General features: G+C 36.8%; 23 protein-coding genes, 1 pseudogene and 1 riboswitch. Of the genes and pseudogenes, 12 read left to right on the top strand and 12 right to left on the bottom strand.

Annotation, left to right across the window (positions count from 1 at the left end; all coding sequences use genetic code 11):
• Positions 1-27: 27 nt before the first annotated feature.
• The gene (locus Q5760_RS21090; protein WP_428909550.1) at positions 28-921 is read right to left on the bottom strand and encodes a LysR family transcriptional regulator; all 894 of its coding nucleotides are present in this window, start codon (positions 919-921) and stop codon (positions 28-30) included.
• Positions 922-1,198: 277 nt separating this feature from the next.
• Here Q5760_RS21090 and aroD point away from each other — a divergent pair, with 277 nt between their 5' ends.
• The 3 genes and pseudogenes from aroD (at position 1,199) to Q5760_RS21075 (ending at position 2,766) form a co-directional block, all read left to right on the top strand.
• Positions 1,199-1,960: a type I 3-dehydroquinate dehydratase gene (aroD, locus tag Q5760_RS21085; protein WP_428909549.1), complete on the top strand. Its 762-nt coding sequence runs from the start codon at positions 1,199-1,201 to the stop codon at positions 1,958-1,960.
• Between the two features lie 84 nt (positions 1,961-2,044).
• Positions 2,045-2,143, top strand: a pseudogene (locus tag Q5760_RS21080) (quinate/shikimate dehydrogenase); the annotation flags it as partial.
• Between the two features lie 389 nt (positions 2,144-2,532).
• Positions 2,533-2,766: a DUF5658 family protein gene (locus Q5760_RS21075; RefSeq protein ID WP_428909548.1), complete on the top strand. Its 234-nt coding sequence runs from the start codon at positions 2,533-2,535 to the stop codon at positions 2,764-2,766.
• A gap of 118 nt (positions 2,767-2,884) precedes the next feature.
• Here Q5760_RS21075 and Q5760_RS21070 read toward each other — a convergent pair whose 3' ends face one another.
• Both Q5760_RS21070 and Q5760_RS21065 read right to left on the bottom strand, forming a co-directional pair.
• The gene (locus Q5760_RS21070; protein WP_428909547.1) at positions 2,885-3,013 is read right to left on the bottom strand and encodes an anti-repressor SinI family protein; all 129 of its coding nucleotides are present in this window, start codon (positions 3,011-3,013) and stop codon (positions 2,885-2,887) included.
• A gap of 27 nt (positions 3,014-3,040) precedes the next feature.
• Positions 3,041-3,124: riboswitch (cyclic di-GMP riboswitch) on the bottom strand.
• A 307-nt stretch (positions 3,125-3,431) separates the two neighbouring features.
• Positions 3,432-4,721 (bottom strand): protoglobin domain-containing protein, encoded by a 1,290-nt coding sequence (locus Q5760_RS21065; RefSeq protein WP_428909546.1) that lies wholly within the window; start codon positions 4,719-4,721, stop codon positions 3,432-3,434.
• Positions 4,722-5,237: 516 nt separating this feature from the next.
• Here Q5760_RS21065 and Q5760_RS21060 point away from each other — a divergent pair.
• Entirely contained in the window at positions 5,238-6,086 is an 849-nt protein-coding gene (locus Q5760_RS21060) for a hypothetical protein (RefSeq protein WP_428909545.1), read from the top strand.
• Between the two features lie 54 nt (positions 6,087-6,140).
• On the opposite strand, the gene Q5760_RS21055 is transcribed toward Q5760_RS21060, so the two are convergent.
• Genes Q5760_RS21055 through Q5760_RS21040 form a run of 4 tightly spaced genes read right to left on the bottom strand, consistent with a single transcriptional unit; the run spans position 6,141 to position 10,187 of the window.
• On the bottom strand, positions 6,141-6,299 hold the full coding sequence (locus tag Q5760_RS21055; protein ID WP_428909544.1) for a hypothetical protein: 159 nt from the start codon (positions 6,297-6,299) through the stop codon (positions 6,141-6,143).
• A 1-nt stretch (position 6,300) separates the two neighbouring features.
• Complete coding sequence (locus tag Q5760_RS21050; RefSeq protein WP_428909543.1) at positions 6,301-7,554, bottom strand: Ger(x)C family spore germination protein; 1,254 nt, start codon at positions 7,552-7,554, stop codon at positions 6,301-6,303.
• Positions 7,529-8,638 (bottom strand): GerAB/ArcD/ProY family transporter, encoded by a 1,110-nt coding sequence (locus tag Q5760_RS21045; RefSeq protein ID WP_428909542.1) that lies wholly within the window; start codon positions 8,636-8,638, stop codon positions 7,529-7,531. Before Q5760_RS21045 ends, Q5760_RS21050 begins: the two co-directional genes overlap by 26 nt.
• A gap of 7 nt (positions 8,639-8,645) precedes the next feature.
• Entirely contained in the window at positions 8,646-10,187 is a 1,542-nt protein-coding gene (locus tag Q5760_RS21040; protein WP_428909541.1) for a spore germination protein, read from the bottom strand.
• Positions 10,188-10,368: 181 nt separating this feature from the next.
• On the opposite strand from Q5760_RS21040, the gene Q5760_RS21035 reads away from it, so the two are divergent.
• The 5 genes from Q5760_RS21035 to Q5760_RS21015 all read left to right on the top strand — a co-directional run bounded on the left by Q5760_RS21035 (position 10,369) and on the right by Q5760_RS21015 (position 16,453).
• On the top strand, positions 10,369-10,647 hold the full coding sequence (locus Q5760_RS21035) for a YhdT family protein (RefSeq protein ID WP_428909540.1): 279 nt from the start codon (positions 10,369-10,371) through the stop codon (positions 10,645-10,647).
• Positions 10,644-12,089 carry a sodium/pantothenate symporter gene (gene panF, locus Q5760_RS21030; RefSeq protein WP_428909539.1) on the top strand — a complete coding sequence of 482 codons (1,446 nt, stop codon included), beginning with the start codon at positions 10,644-10,646 and terminating at the stop codon, positions 12,087-12,089. Before Q5760_RS21035 ends, panF begins: the two co-directional genes overlap by 4 nt.
• A gap of 129 nt (positions 12,090-12,218) precedes the next feature.
• Entirely contained in the window at positions 12,219-14,729 is a 2,511-nt protein-coding gene (locus tag Q5760_RS21025) for a bifunctional diguanylate cyclase/phosphodiesterase (protein ID WP_428909538.1), read from the top strand.
• A gap of 114 nt (positions 14,730-14,843) precedes the next feature.
• Positions 14,844-15,416 carry a TetR/AcrR family transcriptional regulator gene (locus Q5760_RS21020; RefSeq protein ID WP_428909537.1) on the top strand — a complete coding sequence of 191 codons (573 nt, stop codon included), beginning with the start codon at positions 14,844-14,846 and terminating at the stop codon, positions 15,414-15,416.
• A 104-nt stretch (positions 15,417-15,520) separates the two neighbouring features.
• A complete protein-coding gene (locus Q5760_RS21015) occupies positions 15,521-16,453 on the top strand; it encodes an SDR family NAD(P)-dependent oxidoreductase (protein WP_428909536.1) in 933 nt (310 codons plus the stop codon).
• A 234-nt stretch (positions 16,454-16,687) separates the two neighbouring features.
• Here Q5760_RS21015 and Q5760_RS21010 read toward each other — a convergent pair whose 3' ends face one another.
• The 3 genes from Q5760_RS21010 to Q5760_RS21000 all read right to left on the bottom strand — a co-directional run bounded on the left by Q5760_RS21010 (position 16,688) and on the right by Q5760_RS21000 (position 17,285).
• Entirely contained in the window at positions 16,688-16,834 is a 147-nt protein-coding gene (locus tag Q5760_RS21010; RefSeq protein WP_428909535.1) for a YfhD family protein, read from the bottom strand.
• A gap of 46 nt (positions 16,835-16,880) precedes the next feature.
• Positions 16,881-17,063: a YfhD family protein gene (locus Q5760_RS21005; protein WP_428909534.1), complete on the bottom strand. Its 183-nt coding sequence runs from the start codon at positions 17,061-17,063 to the stop codon at positions 16,881-16,883.
• Between the two features lie 99 nt (positions 17,064-17,162).
• Positions 17,163-17,285, bottom strand: a complete 123-nt coding sequence (locus Q5760_RS21000) for a YfhE family protein (protein ID WP_256243393.1) — start codon at positions 17,283-17,285, stop codon at positions 17,163-17,165.
• A 133-nt stretch (positions 17,286-17,418) separates the two neighbouring features.
• Here Q5760_RS21000 and recX point away from each other — a divergent pair, with 133 nt between their 5' ends.
• Together recX and Q5760_RS20990 are read left to right on the top strand one after the other, a co-directional pair.
• Complete coding sequence (gene recX / locus Q5760_RS20995; protein WP_428909533.1) at positions 17,419-18,225, top strand: recombination regulator RecX; 807 nt, start codon at positions 17,419-17,421, stop codon at positions 18,223-18,225.
• 70 nt (positions 18,226-18,295) lie between these two features.
• Positions 18,296-18,619: a YfhH family protein gene (locus tag Q5760_RS20990; RefSeq protein WP_428909532.1), complete on the top strand. Its 324-nt coding sequence runs from the start codon at positions 18,296-18,298 to the stop codon at positions 18,617-18,619.
• Positions 18,620-18,680: 61 nt separating this feature from the next.
• Here the strand turns inward: Q5760_RS20990 and Q5760_RS20985 are convergent, their stop codons facing one another.
• Together Q5760_RS20985 and Q5760_RS20980 are read right to left on the bottom strand one after the other, a co-directional pair.
• Entirely contained in the window at positions 18,681-18,854 is a 174-nt protein-coding gene (locus tag Q5760_RS20985; protein ID WP_428909531.1) for a small, acid-soluble spore protein K, read from the bottom strand.
• Positions 18,855-19,045: 191 nt separating this feature from the next.
• Complete coding sequence (locus Q5760_RS20980) at positions 19,046-20,026, bottom strand: metal-dependent hydrolase (RefSeq protein WP_428909530.1); 981 nt, start codon at positions 20,024-20,026, stop codon at positions 19,046-19,048.
• A gap of 180 nt (positions 20,027-20,206) precedes the next feature.
• Between Q5760_RS20980 and mutY the strand changes: the two genes are divergently transcribed.
• Positions 20,207-21,301, top strand: coding sequence for an A/G-specific adenine glycosylase (gene mutY / locus Q5760_RS20975; RefSeq protein WP_428909529.1), 1,095 nt, complete (start codon positions 20,207-20,209; stop codon positions 21,299-21,301).
• Positions 21,302-21,501 lie beyond the last annotated feature (200 nt).

The following is a 21,501-nucleotide window of genomic DNA, read 5'->3' as shown; positions in this document are numbered from 1 at the left end:
AAGGGGTCTTTTAGACAGCCAGTTTCATCATTTTTCATCGAAAATTGACAATTTTTTTAAAATAAAGTCCTTAAACTTACAAACAGGTGGGGACATATACTTATTACCATTAAAACTTAAGTAAATTTTACGTTCATAAAATGGATTTTTAATTTTTATTAACTTGATCGGGAAGTGTTGAATACCAAAAATATTTGGTACAATGGCAATTCCTAAATTTGCGGCAACAAAGCCGCAAACGGTTCCATCATCGGCAAGTTCATACGTAATTTTGGGTGCAATATTGATTTGCTTAAACAAGTCATCAATGATTGGACGTAGACTGCTTTTTTCATTATAGAAAATAAATGGATAATCAGCTGTTTCGACTAAATCAATTTCTGTTTTATTTGACAATGGATGATCTAACGATGTTGCTAAATACAATTCTTGATTTAAGATAGGAATTGATGTGATTTCGTCCTCTTCAATAAATGATGTGAAGGCGATATCTATTTTATTTTCGAAAAAGTCCTTTTTGATATCTGTCGTTGTCCCTTGGTCTAATACAAAGTGAATATGTTTATTTTCTTCACTTTGCACAAATTGATTAATCACTTTTGGAATAAAATCTTGTGACAAAGAATGCAAAAAGGAAAGATGGATCGTCCCCCTCGTTGGGTCGACCATCAGTTGAATATCGTTTTTGGTTTTTTCTAAACTATCCAGGATGGGACCTACTTGTTGATAAAGAAATTCACCAAATTGATTAATTTTAATATTTCTGCCATGCTTATTAAATAAAGTTACGCCAAGTTCTTTCTCAAGTTCTTTAATCGAATGTGTCAGACTTGGTTGGGTGATCGATAATAATTTGGCAGCTCTTGTGTAGTGCTCGGTTTCGGCTAAAACACAAAAATATTGTAGTTGATTGATGTTCACGAAGATCACCTTTTCATAGATAAATGTGATAAGTATTTTAAAAATACCCTCTCAACTTAGATTTTATGCATAGATTTTCATTCTGTCTACAGACTGTTCAATTGTTCACAAATATGTCAAAAATATGGCTGAATTTTTCGATTTTTCTAGCATATATTTATCCAAATTAATAGAACCTGTCTATTAAAAAGAAATTAGACAAAATGAGAACTCCAATTCATAATAAAATTTATAATTATTTTCACAAAGAAATAAGTGCTTCTTAAGGAGGGCCATGATGAGTACACTACAAATTAAACATTTAACCATTGGTGAAGGTGCACCTAAAATAATAGTGCCTCTAGTTGGGGCAAGTAAAGAGGACATTTTAAATGAGGCACAATTGGTAAAAGATTTAAAGCCAGATGTAGTCGAATGGCGTGTGGATCTTTATGAAGATGTGGAAAATTTAGAGTTAGTAAAAGAGATGATCTCCTCAATAAGAACCGTATTTAAACAGGAATTATTGCTGTTCACATTCCGCAGTCATAAAGAAGGCGGTAACAAAGAGATTTCTGATGAATTCTATGTTCAATTGAACCAAACTGCGGCTAAAACGGGAGAAATTGATTTAGTAGACGTTGAACTTTTCAATGAAAGAGCAAATGTTCAAGCGATTCTATCCGTTGCAAAAGAAAATCATGTGTATGTTGTAATGTCCAACCATGATTTTAATCAAACACCAACTAAAGATGAAATCATTTCACGTTTAAGAAAAATGCAAGAGTATGGGGCTGATATCTCAAAAATTGCCGTCATGCCAAATTCAGTAGCAGATGTGCTGACTTTACTTGATGCGACAAATACGATGAAAACCCAATATGCGGATCGTCCGCTTATTACGATGTCCATGGGTGGAACGGGTGTGATCAGCCGTCTAGCGGGAGAAGTATTTGGTTCAGCGTTTACCTTTGGTGCAGGGAAAGAAGCGTCAGCTCCTGGGCAAATTCCGGTGGCAGAGCTAAGACAGGTGTTAGAAATCTTGCATAAAAGCATGTGAGGTTTCTGACCTTCTTTTTTTAAAAAAAAGGTTGTGAAGGATTTCACAGTTTTGGCGTAAAATATAACATTGCAGGCAATCAACATGGAAGATCAAGGAAGAATTAATGGAGCAACACAACTGATTGGATTAATTGCAACACCTATTAAACACTCGCTTTCACCTGCAATGCGCAATATGAGCTAATGACTTTTAGCAAATGTAAAATGGAAAAGTACTAGTTAAGCATTTACAGGGCAAAAATCTAGTAAAAATAGATTAAGTCCAATAGAAGTCATCTCAAGGACATTTTATTCGGGAAAGTAATTAACTAAATTGCTCTTAAGAATCTGACTCAAAGAATTCTCCCGTACAAATGATGCCTCTTACTTTCTGACCTCTTATAAAATACTTGTTCTAGGGGTGAGCGTCTTTCCCATATTGGATTGAGGCTATTCACTCATACTGGTAATTTGTAATTTTCGAAATAGTAGATTGACAGTTTATGTAGGAGATGGTAAGTTTATTTTCAAAGATCTGTTCTTTTTAATGAACAATAAAACAACTAAAAAGAACGGATCGCGAAAAAGGAAGTGAGTACAACGAAATTCCTATTTCACTACCTATCTCTACTAAATATCGTAGATGGCATCATAACCTATTGGGGATTAGAGCAATCTCTAATTACTGAATTAAACCCGATCATGAATCAAATCTATCAATCGAGCCCTACGTTATTTATAATTGTTAAAGTCTTTCTTTCAGTTTGTCTTTATTCGTTTATCTTTTTGAATCTCATACCAAAAACTTTTTTTATTAAGGTGTAATGTTGATAGCTGTTTCCTTGTACACCATTATTTTTATCCTCCATTGCTATTGGATGATGGATGCTCGTTTTTGAGGGAAGGGGTAAGGAACAGAAAACTTTGCTACAAAAAAAAGACCCTATAAGGATCTGTTATGTTGGAGGTAACTTCTAATTTCCTCTATTGATATTCCAAGTAAAAAGGCTTCCTTCAATAATTCTATCCATTCTTTATCGAGTATTTGTTTATCTGTTTCCTGAGCACCCAAAGCTTCTCCTCCTAAAATTTATTGATTTTAGGTAACTCGGCCGTCATAGTACATGACCTTAGACCCGAAGCTTTGCGTCCCATTCTTTCAAATGGTTTGCCTTTTTCTCATGGATATATAAATAATAATATTACGATAGTATTTACTTGAGTATATTTTACTATAAAATTTCTATTTTCATGTAAAAAATAATTCTAAAAACTTCTACAAAATCTGACAATACGCTTGATAGGTATACACAATTAAAAAAAATATACCCACTATTCAAAATTATAAGTGAAATATAGTGACGTTTATATATGCTTTAACTCCCATTTAAAAGCAAAAATCAATTATTTTACCTTCTGAAATAGTAGTTTTATCCCATGATGTCTGTTCGCAAAACAAAAAAGGGATTATAAAAATCCCTTTCATCCCATTACATATCCTGCGAAACCATCGTCAAATCTGTAGCTGAACTTGCCACTTCCTTAAAGGCATCACCCAATTCGAGTGTGCGATTGACGAACGATACCAATTCTTCTTCAATTTTATGATTTTGATCTTTTGCCTGATCCAGGGTATCGAGAATTTCCTGGAAAGCTTTTTCGGTTTCTGTCATGGTGCTGTTCTCACTGGTGACAGCGGCTTTAATCATTTCAAGTGATTTCTTTAGTTTTTCAATTTGCGTATTGGTATTTAGTGTAAGTGTTGAAACAGTTGTAACGGAATTCTTGGTTTCCTCTGAAAGCTTTCGGACTTCATCAGCTACGACAGAAAAACCGCGACCGTGTTCACCTGCTCTAGCGGCTTCAATGGCTGCATTTAACGAGAGGAGATTGGTTTGATCGGCAAATCCTGTGACAATTTCAACGATTTCCTGTGTTTGTTTGGAAATATCGAGTAATACTTCAACATCTGTAGAAATGTTGTGAACAGAATCTTGGATATTGGAAAGATTAACCGTTTGCTTATGTAATTGCTCTTTCCCAATTTGGGCCCGTTCCTCTGCTAGTTTGGACAGGGAAGATCCTTTATTGGCAAGTGCTACGATTTCATTGGTTTGATCACATAGGTGTTGGTACGATGCATCAGTTTCTTCTGAAATCGCTGCCAAATTTTGCGAAGCGGATGTCACATGTTCACGAATCATTTTCTTTTGTTCTTCTGACTGTGCCTTTATTCGGTTCACTTCTTCTTCAAAGGCATCAAGAACAAGTTGTTGCTCTAAGTTGACAATTTTTGTAATGGCTAAAATCGCCTTGATACAATCCTCTTTTCCATCAATATGTTTCTCAACAATTGAAATGAGGGTAGATAGTAATAGTTGAAATGAAGCCATATACCATTTTGTTGGAAGTTGAATTCTCACATGCATATGGGCAATTTTCTTTCTTTTATCAAGAAATTCTTCATCAATGACACCCGAGAATGTTTGGGTAAGATGCTGTTGTAACGTTTTCTTCAATCGATCTGTAGAACTGTGTTTGTTAATGATTGTAAATAACGAACTTTCTTTTTCTAGATTGTAATAAAAATGTTCCGTAATCATGTCCAGCTTTTCTACGACAAATGGCTGTAAGGCATGAATGATATCTAGATCCTCTTCGGTAAGCCCAATGACTTCGATTTGTTTTTTTATATCACTATTGCTTGGAACATTGATTTTCCCAATCCCTGTTTCGAATCTCCAAACGGATGATGTCTGTTTTTGTTTGCGGAAAAACATTGAAGATCCCCCCCTAAAACTTTCTTTTTCTGATATCATACCATACTAATGGGCCAAAGTGCCTTATAGATTTTTGATAATATTTATTTTTTTGATTAGTTGAAAACTCCGACTAGATGAAATATTAAAGTGGAGTAATAAGAAATTGTTGATTACATGAATAGTAGTAAATGAATGTGGGAAAAAATAGAAGGATTAATTTATCCCGTCTTAACAGGTAGTAGAACCCCTAACTCAACATACTGAGGAATCAATTGGTAGGAGGGGGATCAATTGCCAGTAAGGGAAAAAACGCAGACTAAAAACGCCTGCACAACTTTCATATAATCGGCATACTGCTAAGCTCAACTTACCATTAGTGGGAATGAAACTGGCAAAAATGCGACGTCCTATCACGCCAAGTCTGATTGAATAATACTAAGCCATAGAAAAGCCTTATAACGAGACCGCACGAACGCGTTCCGTGCATCGAAGAACCAACTGATGAAGTTTTACATTCTAGAGAGGATCGTGACAGTGCCAAATCTGTATTGGTATTTCATTTTAATATTTGGATCTTTACTTTTATTTGTTTTCACGTTGTGGAAATCATTCATTCCAAGAGCAAGAGCTATCCTCATTTTTTTCTATATAGGAGGATTAGCCTATATCCTTGAATATGTGATTAAGGTCATCTTCCGTTCATATGATTATTTCCCTCATATCCTAGAAAATGCTTGGTTTGATTCCTTATTCGGTGCAACCATTTCTCAAGGGATATTCGTCCCAACTGTTGCGATGTGCATTGTCGCCTTCGGAATCAATACTCTTTGGGTGATTGGAATCTGTATCCTGATCATGGGGATTGAAGAAGGGTTTATAAGATTAGGCATTTATGAGCACCATTGGTGGAAAACGATTTATACCGGAATCCTTATTTTTATCGGTTTCAATATGGCTAAATGGTGGGACAGAATGTTAATCAATCGTAAACCATGGGTTGACTACGTTAATATTTATCTTCTTTTGATTTTATTTAGTAATATGCTCGTTTATCTACTAACTTCAATATGGCTTAGTCATCTATTTCAGGTTGGTGCATTCAAAAATGCCACCCGTGACTCTGTTTTTACAGAAGCAACATTCATCTTTATCCATTCGGTTGCTGTTAGTTTTCTGCTACAGCGGAAATGGAAGTGGTATTGGTTTCTTGTCCTTTATTTAATTGACTGGGGATTGATTACCCTATTTGAACATGTGGGGATCATTCAATTTTTCCATTTTTGGAATCCAGCCCTATATGCCCTTTTCCCAATGGCAGTCGCGTTGTTCGTAAATTGGCTATATTACCGGTTAATAATTTCCTGTAAAAAAAGGTTAACATAACAGCTTCTATTTGTGAATTATCCCAATAAAGCTGATATGTTAACCTAATTTAGATTACTTTACATTTGAGAACAAAGGAAGAATTAATAGGGTAAAGCATAAACCCATTACAGCTAGAGCTCCTAACTTTTGTTTTCCTTTCCATAAGGTGACCGCAAAGCCAAATGTATAAATAAAAATCCAGATGAGTACGAGAAAAAATACAGTTTGCATTCTAATCCTCCATGTAGCTAGGTTTTTTTTGTTGTGAATTATAGTCAAGTATCTTTGCGTCTATTTTGACAGAGATATCTGCATCCGGATATTTTTCTATCCAATTGTATTGATCAAATTCTTGCATCGTTTGAAAGTTTTTTCTTCCATAGATGGATAACGGAAAGGGAGATCCTTTTAACTCTGTTTGTGTTTTCTTGAGAAATCCTTTGAATTTGTCAACGTTGTGTTCCCTAATACTTTCTTTTACAATCCTTTGGTTTTTATCGTTTTTCGTTAGATTGACCATGGAAGGATTCGTCATGATTTCAAACTGTAATGGGATCGTAATATCGATTTTGGGCTTTGGAGTATGAAGGTTCATCTTAATTTTATTGCTTTTTCTTTTTATAATTCTAATGGCCATCTGTTGACCTTCTTTATTGGAAAATGGATCGGGAATATTCGCTAAAATTTCCTTAATTTCCGTTGTATCATCTAATACATTGACAAGTCTTGTTTCTGAGCCAGTTAGTGTATCGATCATTTGCCCGTTCCTAAATACTGCTGAGCCGATAAATTGGGTATCATCTAATTCACCCGTTGCATTTAATTCACTAGCCACGAAATTATCTTCGCCACTGATGGGGGCATTTTTTTTTCGTTCCGCCGATGTGTACATCGCCAAAAATAAATCTGCATTCCGATCAATGGCTGTATAAAACCGGAAAAGTGTAGAATCGGGAATCATCCCATTCTCTATCCCATGGTTAATCATAAACTGGAAATACTTATGGGGTCTTGTTTCCATTTTCGGTTTATTTTTTAAGAAGTATTGATACGCTTTTTCTTTTGAAACAGCCAAGTAACTATCCATCCGAATTTCTTTATCTTTTCGTGTATCAAACATGGTTGAGATAAACATTGGATCCTTTGCAAACTCCTCTGATACAACGATAATTTTTAACAAATCGTAACTCACATCCCGAGAGATGATCGCATTGGCGGTTCCTTTTGCCGTAATAAAGTCCATTGCATCAAAGGTGATAATTTCCCGTGGTTGCTCAATCGAGCCCCCACCCCCTTGGATACTCCCAACTTCCGGGTTCGCAAAAAGCATGGTTACTTTGATTTTCCCTTTCTCCTTTGATGGATCAATCCCAAGACCGATGACATAGGCTCGGTCTTCAAGCTCCTTTTTATCCCAACAACCCGTTAGAATACTGATAAACATGAAGAGGAGTATGATTTTATACACTCGTTTTCTTTTTAGCATGTTTAAATTCTCCTTTTAACAGGGCTACGATCCATAACAGAATGGCTAAGGCGACATAGGTAATTCCTGTCACATTTCGTATCAACGGCTTAAAGTCAAGTGAGACATCTGCTGGTGTTTCTGGAATAAAACCTATTAATAAATACATGATGGTAATGGCAGGAATCAAGTACTCAAAATCCTTAATTTTAAAGATTGCACCAAACATAAGGGCGCCTATATAAATAGCGACAGCGAAACGAATAAAAGAACCCACGATCCATACAGGAAAAAATAAAATTTCCACATTTGCTAAGAAGTTTCCAATGGAAATAAAGCGAATCAATGCATGGAAGGGGTAACCGATACTCCCCAAAGAGCGGTCAAACAAGCAAATATAGACGAGAATTGAAATGCTAAGTTGGATCATGATGATAATAAAAGTAAACCACGTTCCTTTTTTAAAATCTTTCATGGATGTCATATAAGGGATGAAGAGTGCAGCGACAATAAATTCAACATATAAGTTAAATCGGAGGGTGCTTGCCTTTAAAATTTCAAGCTTTCCACTTCCCCAAATAGGAAAGATCAATTCAATACTCGTATCTTGAAGACTTAACAGTAGGGCAATATTAATTGAAATGAAGCTATAAAATACGATTAAGTAGGCAACCATCCCAATATGCTCGATTCCTCTCTTTGCACCATAGGCACAGACAAACATAAGGATTCCATAAATAACGATATAGGGCGTGGTCGGAAAATAATGAGACCGTATAATATCGCTATACGTTCTGGAATCGAATGAAACAACAAGTGTATGAATGAAAAAAAGAATAAGACAAATGACAAAGCCTACATATCTCCCGAATATCAGTTGTATTCCTTGGAATAAACCTTTTCCTTCAAATAAAGATAATGTTTTTAACAATAAATAGAGTGGAAGAATAAAAAGGGTTCCTGTAAGGATTGGAATCATCCATGCAGCATTTTGAACTTGATGATAGATCCCAACAGGAGTGTCTTCTGTTGCTTTGGCACCGATCACAGATATCATGATCGCCATAAATTCACGAATTTTAATTTTTCGCGGCTGTTGTTTCATACAGTGGTCAATCCTTCCCTTTTTTTACCATATCTTTTGATTGGATATATCCAGGACGAAATCGTTCTTTCATCGGAACATGACGGATTGTTGTATCCTTTGATGAAGGATAATGTGGTGTCATCGGCGCAAAATAAGGGGTTCCAAACGATTTCAATGACACAAGGTAAAATAGGCCACATACTAATAGGGCAGTGATCCCAAAAATTCCCATAAAACCTGCTGACAAAATAAATAAAAAGCGTGTCATCCGAATTGCAAAATTCATACTTACATCACTGACAATAAAAGAACTAAGACCACTTAAAGCAATGACAATGATAATAATGGGGCTTATAATATTGGCTTGAACAGCAGCCTGTCCTAATATAAGTGCCCCAACAATTCCGATTGTTGGACCAATGGGAGAGGGAACACGCAGCCCAGCTTCCCGAATCAATTCAAAAGCAAGTTCCATGAGAAGCACTTCTATTAGTGATGGAAAGGGTACTCTTTCCCTTGAACCAGCAATCGCCATTAACAAATCTGGCGGAATCATCCCGATATGAAAGGTTGTACCAGCGAGATAAAAGGATGACGTGAATAAAGCAATAAACATAGCAATGAATCTTAAAATACGTATGAAGTTTCCATATGGTACCCGTAGATAATGATCCTCAGGTGAATGGAATAAACTCCAAAAGGTTGCCGGCAGAATTAGACAGCCTGGTGAATTCTCCATTAACAACACAATATGTCCTTCTTCTAAATAGGCAGAAGCTCGGTCCGGTCTTTCTGTATATAGGATGGTTGGAAATAGTGATCTTGGTCTTGCCTCAATATATTGTTCAAGGATACTCAAATCAGGTATCGCGTCTGCATCAAGGGAGTCTATCTTTTGTTTAACCTGTTGTAACAACTCATCGTTAACAAGATCTTTTTGATAGACGATAAATAAACTATTGTTTGCTCGTTTCGATATGATCTTTGATTCGACGATTAAATTCTCGTTTTTAATTTTTTTACGAATCAAAGCAAGATTATCAATAAGCATTTCCCCAAAGGCTTCCTTGGCACCCTTTACAATCACTTCGTTGGGTGATGATTCAATTCCACGACCGCGAATTTGTGTGGTTTCAAATAAATAGCATTGTGGATCTCCTTCTATAAACAGTGCAGTGATCCCACTATTCAAGTTTTCAACAATATCTCCGATCGTAGAAGACGTTTTGAAGACTGGATATGAAGCGATATTTTCTATCTTTCCCGAGGGATCTTCCTTTTCTATCAGTTTTGCAACTATACCATCTTGTATATTTTGACTATCAGCCATTGTCGCAATATACATGATAAAGGCACGGCGATTACCAGATCGAATCGTTAATTCACGAATTTTAACATCTGTATTATGAGGCAAATGATAGATGGACTTAAAAAGGTTAAGATTGTCATCAAGGATCGAATGAATCTTTTGTTTCTTAAGTTCTATATCATCAGCATTCGATTGTTCTTTATTGGTGTTTTTAGAGGTCGATCGTTGAAATAATTTTTTTATTATCTTTTTCTTCATTCCAAAACCCCTCCCAATTTCTAAATATTCTCCCTTAACTTGGAGTAATTATGTAATTGTTTCTAGAGAATTTCGTTAGCAAGCATGAAAAATTTTCTTATAAATGGGAAATGGTATAATATGGTGTCGACTTTTTTCGAGAAAGTTCAAAATTAAACAAATAGTTACTGGAGGGGGAAATGTGAAAGATAAACGCTTTAAAATTGCGAATCGAGAGGCAATCATCGGGGTCGTTCTTGTCTTGATTAATTTTGTTTGGTGGTTCGCTTTTGCTTATGGTTTAGGCTCTGATGATCCGAAAGACTATAAATATATTTTAGGAATACCAGAGTGGTTTTTTTATAGTTGTGTGGTTGGATTTATCTTAATGACCATTCTTGTTTCAATCGTTGTGAAGTTTCTATTTAAAGAAGTTCCATTTGATGAGGAAGAGAATGAGGATAGAGGTGGCCAAACATGAATATCACAGTCATTATCCCTATGCTCTTTTTCCTTGTCCTCTTTTTTCTGATTGGAATTTGGGCTAATAAATATGTGAAATCATCGAATAGTTTCTTACAAGAGTATTTCCTTGGTGGTAGAGAATTAGGCGGTTTTGTCCTTGCGATGACGATGATTGCCACATATGGGAGTGCGTCAAGCTTTATCGGAGGACCTGGTGTTGCCTATACCACGGGGCTTGGCTGGGTACTGTTGTCCATGGCGCAACTACCTACAGGGTACTTTGTTTTAATGGTGTTGGGGAAAAAGTTTGCGATTTTAGCAAAGAGAAATAACTACATAACGGTCATTGATTTTCTAAAAGATCGTTATCAAAGTAATACGATCGTGTTTATTTCAGCAATCAGCATCATTATTTTTCTGTTTTCATCGATGACCGCTCAGTGGGTTGGGGGAGGAAGATTAATCGAGTCGCTGACAGGTTTATCCTATCAAACGTCATTATTAATCTTTGTAATAGCCGTATCTGTCTATGTCGTCATTGGAGGTTTCCGTGCTGTTGTATTAACCGATACCGTTCAAGGAATCATTATGTTACTAGGAACAATCATTTTATTAGTTGCTACGATTGCAGCAGGTGGTGGGATCGAAACGATCATGCAGGGGTTAGTATCGGAAAATCCAAATCTAGTATCACCATATGGTGCCGAGCGCGAATTAACGCCCTTGTACGTGTCAACTTTTTGGATTTTAGTAGGGGTTGGGGTCATTGGTTTGCCCCAAATTGCGGTTCGAGCGATGTCCTATAAAAACTCCAAATCGATGCATCGAGCAATCATTATTGGAACGTTCGTCACAGGGGCTATCATGCTCGGAATGCATCTAATTGGCGTGCTAGCACGGGGGGTTCTTCCGGGCATCGAGATTGGGGATAAAGTGATGCCAACCTTGACATTGGAAATTTTACCGCCTATTCTAGCGGGGCTTGTTCTTTCTGCGCCAATGGCGGCGATTATGTCTACTGTTTCATCGCTATTGATTCTAGTAAGTTCTTCTGTCGTTAAAGATATTTATTTAAATTTTATCAAGCCAAATGCTCAGGAAGGTCAAATTAAAAAAATGAGCTTTTTGGTGACCATCATTATAGGAGTTGCTGTTTTTATTTTTGCACTTAGTCCACCAGATTTACTAGTTTGGTTAAACCTATTTTCATTTGGAGGCTTAGAATCCGTCTTCATTTGGCCGATTGTATTAGGGCTGTACTGGAAAAAGGGTAATAAATATGGTGCGATTTCATCAATGGTAATGGGGATGACTTCTTACATTGTTTTCGACAGATTTTTCCCTAATCCACTAGGAATGCATACTGTTGTATTACCTGTTTTCATTTCGCTCATTACGTTTATTGTTATTTCTCTTATCACGTCGTTAAAGGAAAAAAATGTTATACAACAGTCCTAGAGTATCCCATATTTCGTCATGTGAAGTTCATTGACAAGCTGTGTCTTTTATACTATTTTAAAAATAGATATTTTAAAAATTGAAAATATTAGTCGGATTAGTAGAACAGAATCGAATGGGGATATTCGGGTGAACAGAAAAAAAGAACTGCAAAATGCTAGTTTATTATTATTGGGGTTGTTATTTCTTCTTTATATTCACTTTTTTAAAGGCAGCCTAGAAGCATTTTATAATCCAACTAATCATTTGTCTTATCATATATTACTTGAGTTACTAGCAATCTCGGTTGCATTTGCGATTGCTCTTCAAGGGTGGATGTATTTTTCCTATACAATGTCACGATATCGTTTATACATTGGGGCATTGTTTTTTAGTATTGCGCTTTTAGATATTTTGCATGTTCTTTCGTATAGTGGGATGCCGTTTTTTATTGTTGAAAGTTCTGTTTTGCGTCCTACCTGGTTCTGGATTATTTCACGGTTCTTGCTATCGTGCGGACTTTTTATCATCTTAACTCAAAAGGATCGGGCGATTGAAAGAAAATATCGCTCATTTATCTTTCTTTTATCGTTCCTTTCCGTTATTTTAGTAGCTTTAATTGTGTATCAATGGGGTGACTTCTTACCCGTCTTAATTGTAGAGGGCGCAGGAGTTACCCCATTAAAAAGGGGATTAGAATACGTATTAAGTTTTATCTTTCTATGTTTAATGATCGTCTTAATTAAACAATACCGTCAACATCAAAAGACATCGCATTTGACGTTGATTACAGCAATTGGCTTTTCATTGTTGGCTGAAATCATCTTTACTTTCTACCAGAGTGTCCATGATGTTGATAATTTTCTAGGGCATATTTATAAGGTAGTAGGCTACTATTTTCTAATGAAAGCGTTTTATTCATCAACCGTTGAAGAACCGTTTATTAAACAGCATGAAATCCAAACAAAGTTGGCAAAGAGTGAAAGAAAGTTGAATACACTCATCCAGACGGTTCCCAATGGGATCTTAATTGCAGATGAGCAAGGTAGGATTCGATATACCAACCATGCGGTTGAAAAGATGCTCGGCTATCAAACAGGAGAATTATTGAATAAATCAATAGATGAAGATCGCTTTCGCTCACATCATCTCGATGACCACCTTTTTCCATGTGATTTAGGTCAAGACCAAAACTCAAATACCAGTCAGACTGATCGTTTTTCTGTGTTCACCCGTAAAAACGGAGAAAAAGTTTGTTTATCCATCAACTCTACTAAACTAGTAGAAGATGGAGAATTAACGAGTATGATCTACTCTTTAAGTGATGTTACGGATTTAATAAAAGCGCAAGAGAAAATTAATCAGCTCGCTTATTTTGATGAATTAACAGGGCTGCCGAACCGTTATTTCTTAAAGGAAATGCTAACAAGAGTGGTGGAGCATAATCACATATATGAGGGGGTTGCCCTACTGCTCATTAATTTGAATCGATTCCGAACCATTAATGATTCCTTAGGAAATGAGATCGGGGATTCGTTCCTTTCTACGATAGCCAACCGTTTGAAAAGTTATGGGGAAAATAATCAATTAACGGTTGCAAGAATGGTAGGGGATGAATTTGCGATTATCGATGTACATGCTAATCGTGCTAGGGTGGTAGAAAATCATGCGAAAAATATTCATCGCATTCTTCAAAAGCCCCTTGTTGCAAAAGGATTGAAGATTCAAATCGATGCTGCAATCGGAATTTGTCTTTATGAGGAAAGTATAGTTAATGTCGATCAATTTATTCAAAAAGCAACGATTACAGTTCATGAAGCCAAAAGCAAGCATCTACCGTATTTGTTTTACTATAAGGAAGCCGATCAAAAGGTCTATGAAAATTTAATTCTCGAAAATGAATTGCGTAATGCAATTGATGGGAAACAATTGCTCCTGTATTATCAGCCACAAGTTCACTTAGTGACAGGAAAATTGATGGGGGTTGAAGCGTTAGTACGCTGGAATCATCCAGAAAGAGGTCTCATTCCTCCAGGTCAGTTTATTCCGCTTGCTGAAGAAACGGGCTTAATTGTACCAATTGGAAAATGGGTGATTGAAGAGGCTTGTCAACAAATGAAAATATGGCACCAAAAGGGCTATGAGTGTCAACGCGTTTCGGTTAATCTCTCGATGAGGCAATTTTATCAAGAAGATTTAGTTGATGTGGTGGATCAAGCTCTTCAACAGTCGAACATCGCCCCGCATTACCTTGAATTAGAAATAACCGAGAGTATGACAATGGATGTAGACCGAGCCATTGACATGTTGAATAAATTAAAAAAACTTGGAGTTCGAATCTCAATTGATGATTTTGGAACTGGATATAGTTCGTTCAGCAAGCTGTATCAATTTCCCATTGATCAACTTAAGATTGACCAATCCTTTATACGGAATTTATCAACTGATCAAGCACAAAAAGCCATTGTCGGAACGATTATTTCACTGGGACATCACCTACAGCTGGAATTATTAGCAGAAGGCGTGGAAACCATTGACCAAGCGGCATTCCTCTCTGAACACGAATGCAACGGGATCCAAGGCTATCTAATCAGCAAACCGATCCCAGCCGAAGCAATCGAAACGTTATTTAGAAAAGAAATCCTCTATGAGGTTAAATGAGTAAGTGGCGGCGGATACCTTTAGGTGGACGCCATTTTTTTTAATAAGTTATTGACCGCTGGTTAGTATTTAGAATATAATTTAATTAACCACTGGTTAATTAGGAGGATCTTTATGGCACCGAGGAAATCAGTTCAACAGGAATTAACAAGGGAAATGATTATGGATGCAGCAAGAGATTTATTTGCTAAAAATGGCTACCAGCATGTATCCATGAGACAAATTGCAAAAGAATTAGATTACAGTCATGGGGCCATTTATTATCATTTTCAAAATAAAGCTGAGCTTTTTTATGCCCTTGTCGAAGAACATTTTCGTCTGCTTGAACAAGAATTAGACGACATCATGCTCGAAGAATTAACCTCAGCGGAGAAATTAAAAAAAATCTTTCTAGGCTATATTGGATTTGGTCTGAATCATCAAAGTCATTATGAGATTATGTTTTTAATCAAAGATGAAGAGGTACTAAATTATATTGGTCAAGGTCCAAACAAAACCTATGAAAAATTTGCCCAAAGTGTTCACTCTTTATGTGGCAATCAAGTCACCATTCAAGAAATATGGTCAACTTTCTTATCTCTACATGGATTTGTCACACATTATATCGGTTGTGTTCATGACTTTGATGAGGTAGCAGGGCTCGCCAATTCACACGCCAATTTTTTACTAAAAGCTCTTGGAGTCTAAAGGTACCGTTCTTCTTATCGGATTTGATAAGAAGAATTCTTTTGGGGTTTATTAACCACCGGTTAAATAATATATATTGGGGATGAAAAAGGGAGGAATACAAAATGGAAAAGGCACTTGTATTAGGAGCATCTGGCGGAATGGGGTATTCGCTAGTAAAAGAATTATCAAGCAGGGGTATAAAGGTTGTAGCGTTTGCCAGAACAAAATCAAGGTTAGAAAGATTGTTTGCCCATGATTATAATGTTGAGATTGTGACAGGTAATCTTTTTCAAAAAAGCGAGCTTGCACGTGCGGCTAAAGGTGTAGATATGATTTTTCATTCGGCAAATATTCCTTATCGAGAGTGGGACGAGAAATTATTGACGCTGATTGCTAATATCGTGGAAGTAGCAAAGGAGCAGTCTATAAAGCTTGCTGTCGTCGATAATATATACGCCTATGGTCGAAGTGATGGAGAACTAGTGACAGAAACCAAACTGAAGAAACCACATACGAAGAAAGGAAAACTTCGATTACAGGCCGAAGAAACCATCAAACAATCGGGAGTCCCTTATGTCATTGCTCATTTTCCAGATTTTTATGGACCTAATGCAGAAAGTGCAATCCTACAATATACGCTAAATACCGTTGTAAAAGATAAAAAGTCTGGATTTGTCGGGAATAAAGGGATTGCCAGAGAATTTATTTTTACTCCTGATGGAGCAAAGGCACTCGTAGAGTTAGCTTTAACAGATGAGGCATATGGTGAGAATTGGAATATTCCGGGTTATGGAGTGATCACGGGAGAAGAAATTGAGTTGATTCTACGAAAAATAACGGGTTATCAAAAGAAAATATCTACGGTTACAAAAGGGATGATTCAATTTCTTGGGATTTTCAATAAGGATATGCGAGAAGTCGTCGAGATGTTTTATTTAAATGAACAGCCTGTGGTGTTGACCGGCGAGAAGTATGAAAAAAGAATCGGACCTGTTCCACGGACATCTTATGATGCTGGATTAAAACAAACGATCGAATTTATGAAAGCAAAATGATGGATAAAGGATAAATCATGCGGATGAGTTATCCACATGATTTATCCTTTAAATATAAGTACTCCACAGCTTTATCCACATTATCCACAGATTGATGGTAAAAACTGGGGATAGATATTCACAAAAGATGTGGTTTTCGAAATCCCTTTAGAAAAAGGGTTTTCGGAATTTTATCCACATTGTTAACGTGAATGTGGATAACTTTATACACAAACATAAGAACGTTATGTTGTCTTATTTCTTTTTTCTAGATTTAGCACGTTGGTCTGCTGCTTTGGCTCTAGTTTGAGCTTTTAAATCATCCTGATCGGCAAGCTCTTGAGAAAATTCAATATCGAGACCATCAGGTATGATATTTTTTTGCTGTTTCTTTTTAGCCATTTTTCATTCCTCCAAATGTAAAATACAATCTTAATGATCCTTTTACTTATGGATTTCCTTGATTGCGTTGGTTTGCCGCATTCGCTAAAGCTTGTTCTTCTCGGCTTAATTGATTTTGTAGTTCTTGTGCGTATTCTTCGCTCATGCGATCAGTCTTCATATTCTTTGGAACTTGAGGCAATGAATTTTTATTTCGATCTCGTGTTTTATGTCCTTGAGCTCGACCCATTAAACTACCCCTCTCAAATATAAAAAGTATGGAGAACGACTCCATACTTTAGTATGCTCAAGCTACATTTTAATATCATGGATTTTTACATTGTCGAAATTACTTTCGACCTTTGCGGTCCATAAAGCCGCCAGCGCGATCAGCCATTTTAAAGTCCCTTTGATAAGTTACGGCTTGCATACTAGATAACGCACTTTTTTCCTTATCTGTTTTTTTACCCATTGAGATCATCCACCCTTTCAAGAATATGGTTCATTCCTATTTTTCCCTGTACTGGATGAAACATACTTCCCTCAGAAGAAAATCTTGTCGACATCAATCAAAAATATGCTACATTAGAGTGGGGGTGAAGAGGATGTCGATTATTACAAAAATCACGACCCAGCAGAAAAGTAAAGATCGTTACAATATTTTTACCGATGATGGTACAGGTGAAAAATATGCCTTTAGTGTAGATGAAGGCGTTTTGGTGAAATTCCAATTAAGAAAGGGAATGGAATTAGACGACTTTTTCTTAACGGAAATTCAATATGAAGATGGAATCCGCAAAGCGTATAATCGAGCGGTTAAATATTTATCAAGAATGATGCGAACTGAGCATGAGATACGAAGTTTTTTGAAAGAAAAAGAAATCGAGGATCCGGTCATTCAAGAGGTCATCGTTAAACTATACGAGTATCAATTTTTAAATGACGAGCAATATGCGGTTTCCTATGTGCGAACACAAAAAAATACAAATGATAAAGGACCTGTTGTCATCAAGCGGGAATTGCTTGAGAAAGGGATCAAGGAATCGCTCATTGACCAAGCGCTTAAAGAATTTTCTTATGAGGAGCAATTCAATAAAGCTCAGACTATTTGCCAAAAAGAGCGATTCAAAAATAAAAGGGATTCAGAGTTAGTGTTAAAACAAAAGCTTGAACAAAAGCTATTGCGTAAAGGTTATCGCTCGGACATTATTTCAGAAGCTATCTCTAGCCTCCAGTCGAAAGAAGAGGATGAAATCCTTCAGGCTTTACACTATCAAGGGGAAAAATTCAAAAAGAAATATGCCAACGAAACAGGATTTCAATATAAGCAAAAAATGAAAATGGCTTTGTATCGAAAAGGGTTTCCTCTTGATCTGATTGAGGATTATTTGCGTGAAAATCTTGACGAATAGTAAGCTATTTTCTTTTCACCAATGGATTCTTTCCTTATACTAATGTAAAGAAATAGGGGGATGAATGAGCATGGAGGAAGTCAAAAGATATAGCGAATATAGTGAATATGAACTAAAGCAGGAAATTGCGAGTTTACATGAAAAAGCAAGAAAAGCTGAGCAAATGGGAATGGTCAATGAGTTTGCGGTTTTGGAAAGAAAAGCAGCAATGGCGAAAGCCTATTTATTAAATCCAGATGATTTTAAACCAGGTGAGATTTACCAAATTGAAGGCGACCCAGGTGCTTATTTTAAAATCGAATATTTAAATGGTGTGTTTGCTTGGGGGCATCGCCTCCGAAATGGCGATGAAGAAGAGGCTCTACCAATTTCACTATTGAAGGAATTAAAATAGAAGAGGGGGATGTCCCCCCTCATTGGTGTTGGTGGAATTCTAGAAAAAGACGGATTCTTTGTTAAAATAACTCGGACGTGTCACTGTCCCGATTGGTAGATGCACGCATTCTTTCTTGTGGGTGTGTATTGATGGTTCCATCAGCTCTTTTTGAAGCATATTCCGCTTTTGCACGAGGTTCACCCTCGAATTTTTGATTATTTTGGTTAGGGAAGCCTCTTTCTTTATTTCGCATAGACTGAAACCTCCTGAATGCGGTTTTCGCGAACCCATGATCGCCAAGTAAGGTTGATGACCATGTAGATATAGTATAGGTCATTTCATGAAAAGTTATGTTTTTAAAAAATGGAAATTGACAGTTAAGGGAACAAAAAAATGATGTCGTGAGATGACATCATTTTTCGTTATTAGCTTCCGCTTTTTTATTTAACTTGGCAGGATATCTAATTTTCGGCGTAGTTTTTCTTCGCTAAAAATCCAGCCGGTATAGGAATTAATAATTTGTAAATCAGAATCCAACTGTACAACCGCAACGAACGGATAATAATCCTTACTCCGGTATCTTAAATCAATGAAGCGAACTTCATAGGAATCATCATACTCGTCAACTTCCCAGCGATAAACAGGCGAAAAGGATAAAAAGGCGGATAAATTATCGTCCTTTTTTGCAGCTTCTAATACTGGAGTTTCTGGTATCGCCACTCGATTAAATTGATCAAGAATCTGAACTTTTTGATTCTCTGATCGGCCAACAAAGAATTGATGCTCATTCATGACAGCGATTTTCCATTGATGAAACTTTAAGGTTGGAGAGATAATAATTTCGGTTGCGTCTGGTATGAGAGATTTGACTTCTTGATAGACGGCTTTCCTTGTACGAAACCGAATAATATAGTAAGCCACTAGAACAGCATAGATGGCTGCAAATGTAAACCCGGGATCGGCACCAAAAATCCATAATAGTAGTCCAACGAGATGAAGGCCGAAAATAATCGGATCAAATGTATTGATCACTCCTAAGGCGACCCATTTATGGGAGAAGGGTCGGAGTGCCTGGGTTCCATATGCATTAAAGATATCGACAAAAACATGAAGAAACACAGCAAGGAATGTCCAAAGCCATAGATGTAACAGATTTGCTTCTGGTATAAAAGCATAGACGAGCCCCGTTATCGCAATAGGCCATAGCATGACCGCAGGAATAGAGTGTGTGATTCCGCGGTGATTTCGAATGTAAACAGCATTGTTTTTCAGCTTTAAAACCGTGTCAATATCTGGTGCTTGAGAGCCAACGATAACCGAGATCAAAACGGCCGATGCGGTAGCTGGGTTTTCAGCAACAACAGGATCAAGAGTGGCCAAGCCGCCAAGGGCAAGCCCCATAACAACGTGTGTACCTGTGTCCAAAGGAAGGACCCCCTTACTTGGAATTTCCTAATTCACGACGTAATATCTTTCTTCATCTTTATTAATGACGTTAAAAAGAAACATTATACTTATGTTTATTGTATCAAAATCTTCACTCAATTACTGTATAAAATATGTATATTTTCGGAAAACGATTGTACAAAATCCTAGGAGGTAAAAATGGCAAAAGAGGATTTAGTAAATCTTGAAAAAATCGATAAAAATGAATTCTGCCATGACCTCATCAGTTGGTTCCAAGAAGAACAACGTGATCTTCCATGGCGAAAAGATCAGGATCCATATAAAGTATGGGTATCCGAAATCATGCTTCAGCAAACACGTGTGGATACCGTCATTCCGTACTTTAATCGCTTCATTGAACAATTTCCAACCATTGAAGACCTATCTTCAGCAGAAGAGGAAAAAGTGTTAAAAGCGTGGGAAGGTCTTGGGTATTATTCAAGAGCACGAAATCTCCACAGTGCCGTTAAAGAGGTTTGTGAGAACTATGACGGCAAAGTCCCTGATGATCCGAAAGAAATCTCTTCTTTAAAAGGAGTCGGTCCATATACGGCAGGTGCTATTCTTAGTATTGCTTACGGAATCCCAGAGCCTGCAGTGGACGGGAACGTCATGCGTGTCTTATCGCGAATCTTGTATATTACCAAAGATATTGCGAAACCCGCTACTCGAAAAATTTTTGAAGAAGCGGTTAGGAAGCTCATTTCCCACGAAAATCCTTCCTATTTTAACCAAGCATTAATGGAGCTTGGGGCGATTATCTGTACACCAACTTCACCATCTTGTTTATTATGTCCAGTCCGTGAACATTGTATTGGTTTTCATGAAGGCGTACAGGATGAACTCCCTGTTAAATCGAAGGGGAAAAAACAACGAGAATCGCTAATGGCTGCTGTCGTTCTTAGAGATAATGAGGGTCAAACGCTTATCCATAAGCGTGAGGAAAAAGGGCTTTTAGCCAATCTTTGGGAATTTCCAAACATGGAAATTGTCTTACCTTTTGAATCAGAAAAAAAGCAGTTGGAGGAATTTTTGCGTTCAGAGTATGGCGCTGAAGTAGAGTTAGGGAAAATGGTTGGTCAAATTGATCATGTCTTTTCCCATCTAATTTGGAAAATCCATGTGTATGAAGGAAAATTGATTTCGCTGAAGAAAGAGCAGCCAGACTTAAGGCTAGTCGATCAAGAAAAAATCAAAGAGTTCCCATTTCCGGTTTCGCATAACAAGATACTGAAAGAGTATTATGAGGAATAAGGGTTTATTAGATGATGAAGACCATTACAGAAGGACGAGCAGAAGGAAATGGTCTTCATAAGGGCGATGAAGACCAAAAGCAAGAGAAAGTTTGGATAAAGAGGTCTTCATAAGAGTAATGAAGACCAAAAGCAAGAGGAAGTTTGGATAAAGAGGTCTTCATAAGGGTAATGAAGACCAAAAGCAAGAGAAGTTTGGAT

Origin of the sequence: Niallia sp. Kr1, assembly GCF_050389805.1 — a bacterium.
Taxonomy (GTDB): domain Bacteria; phylum Bacillota; class Bacilli; order Bacillales; family Cytobacillaceae; genus Bacillus_BD.
This window is presented reverse-complemented; position numbering and strand designations above follow the sequence as displayed.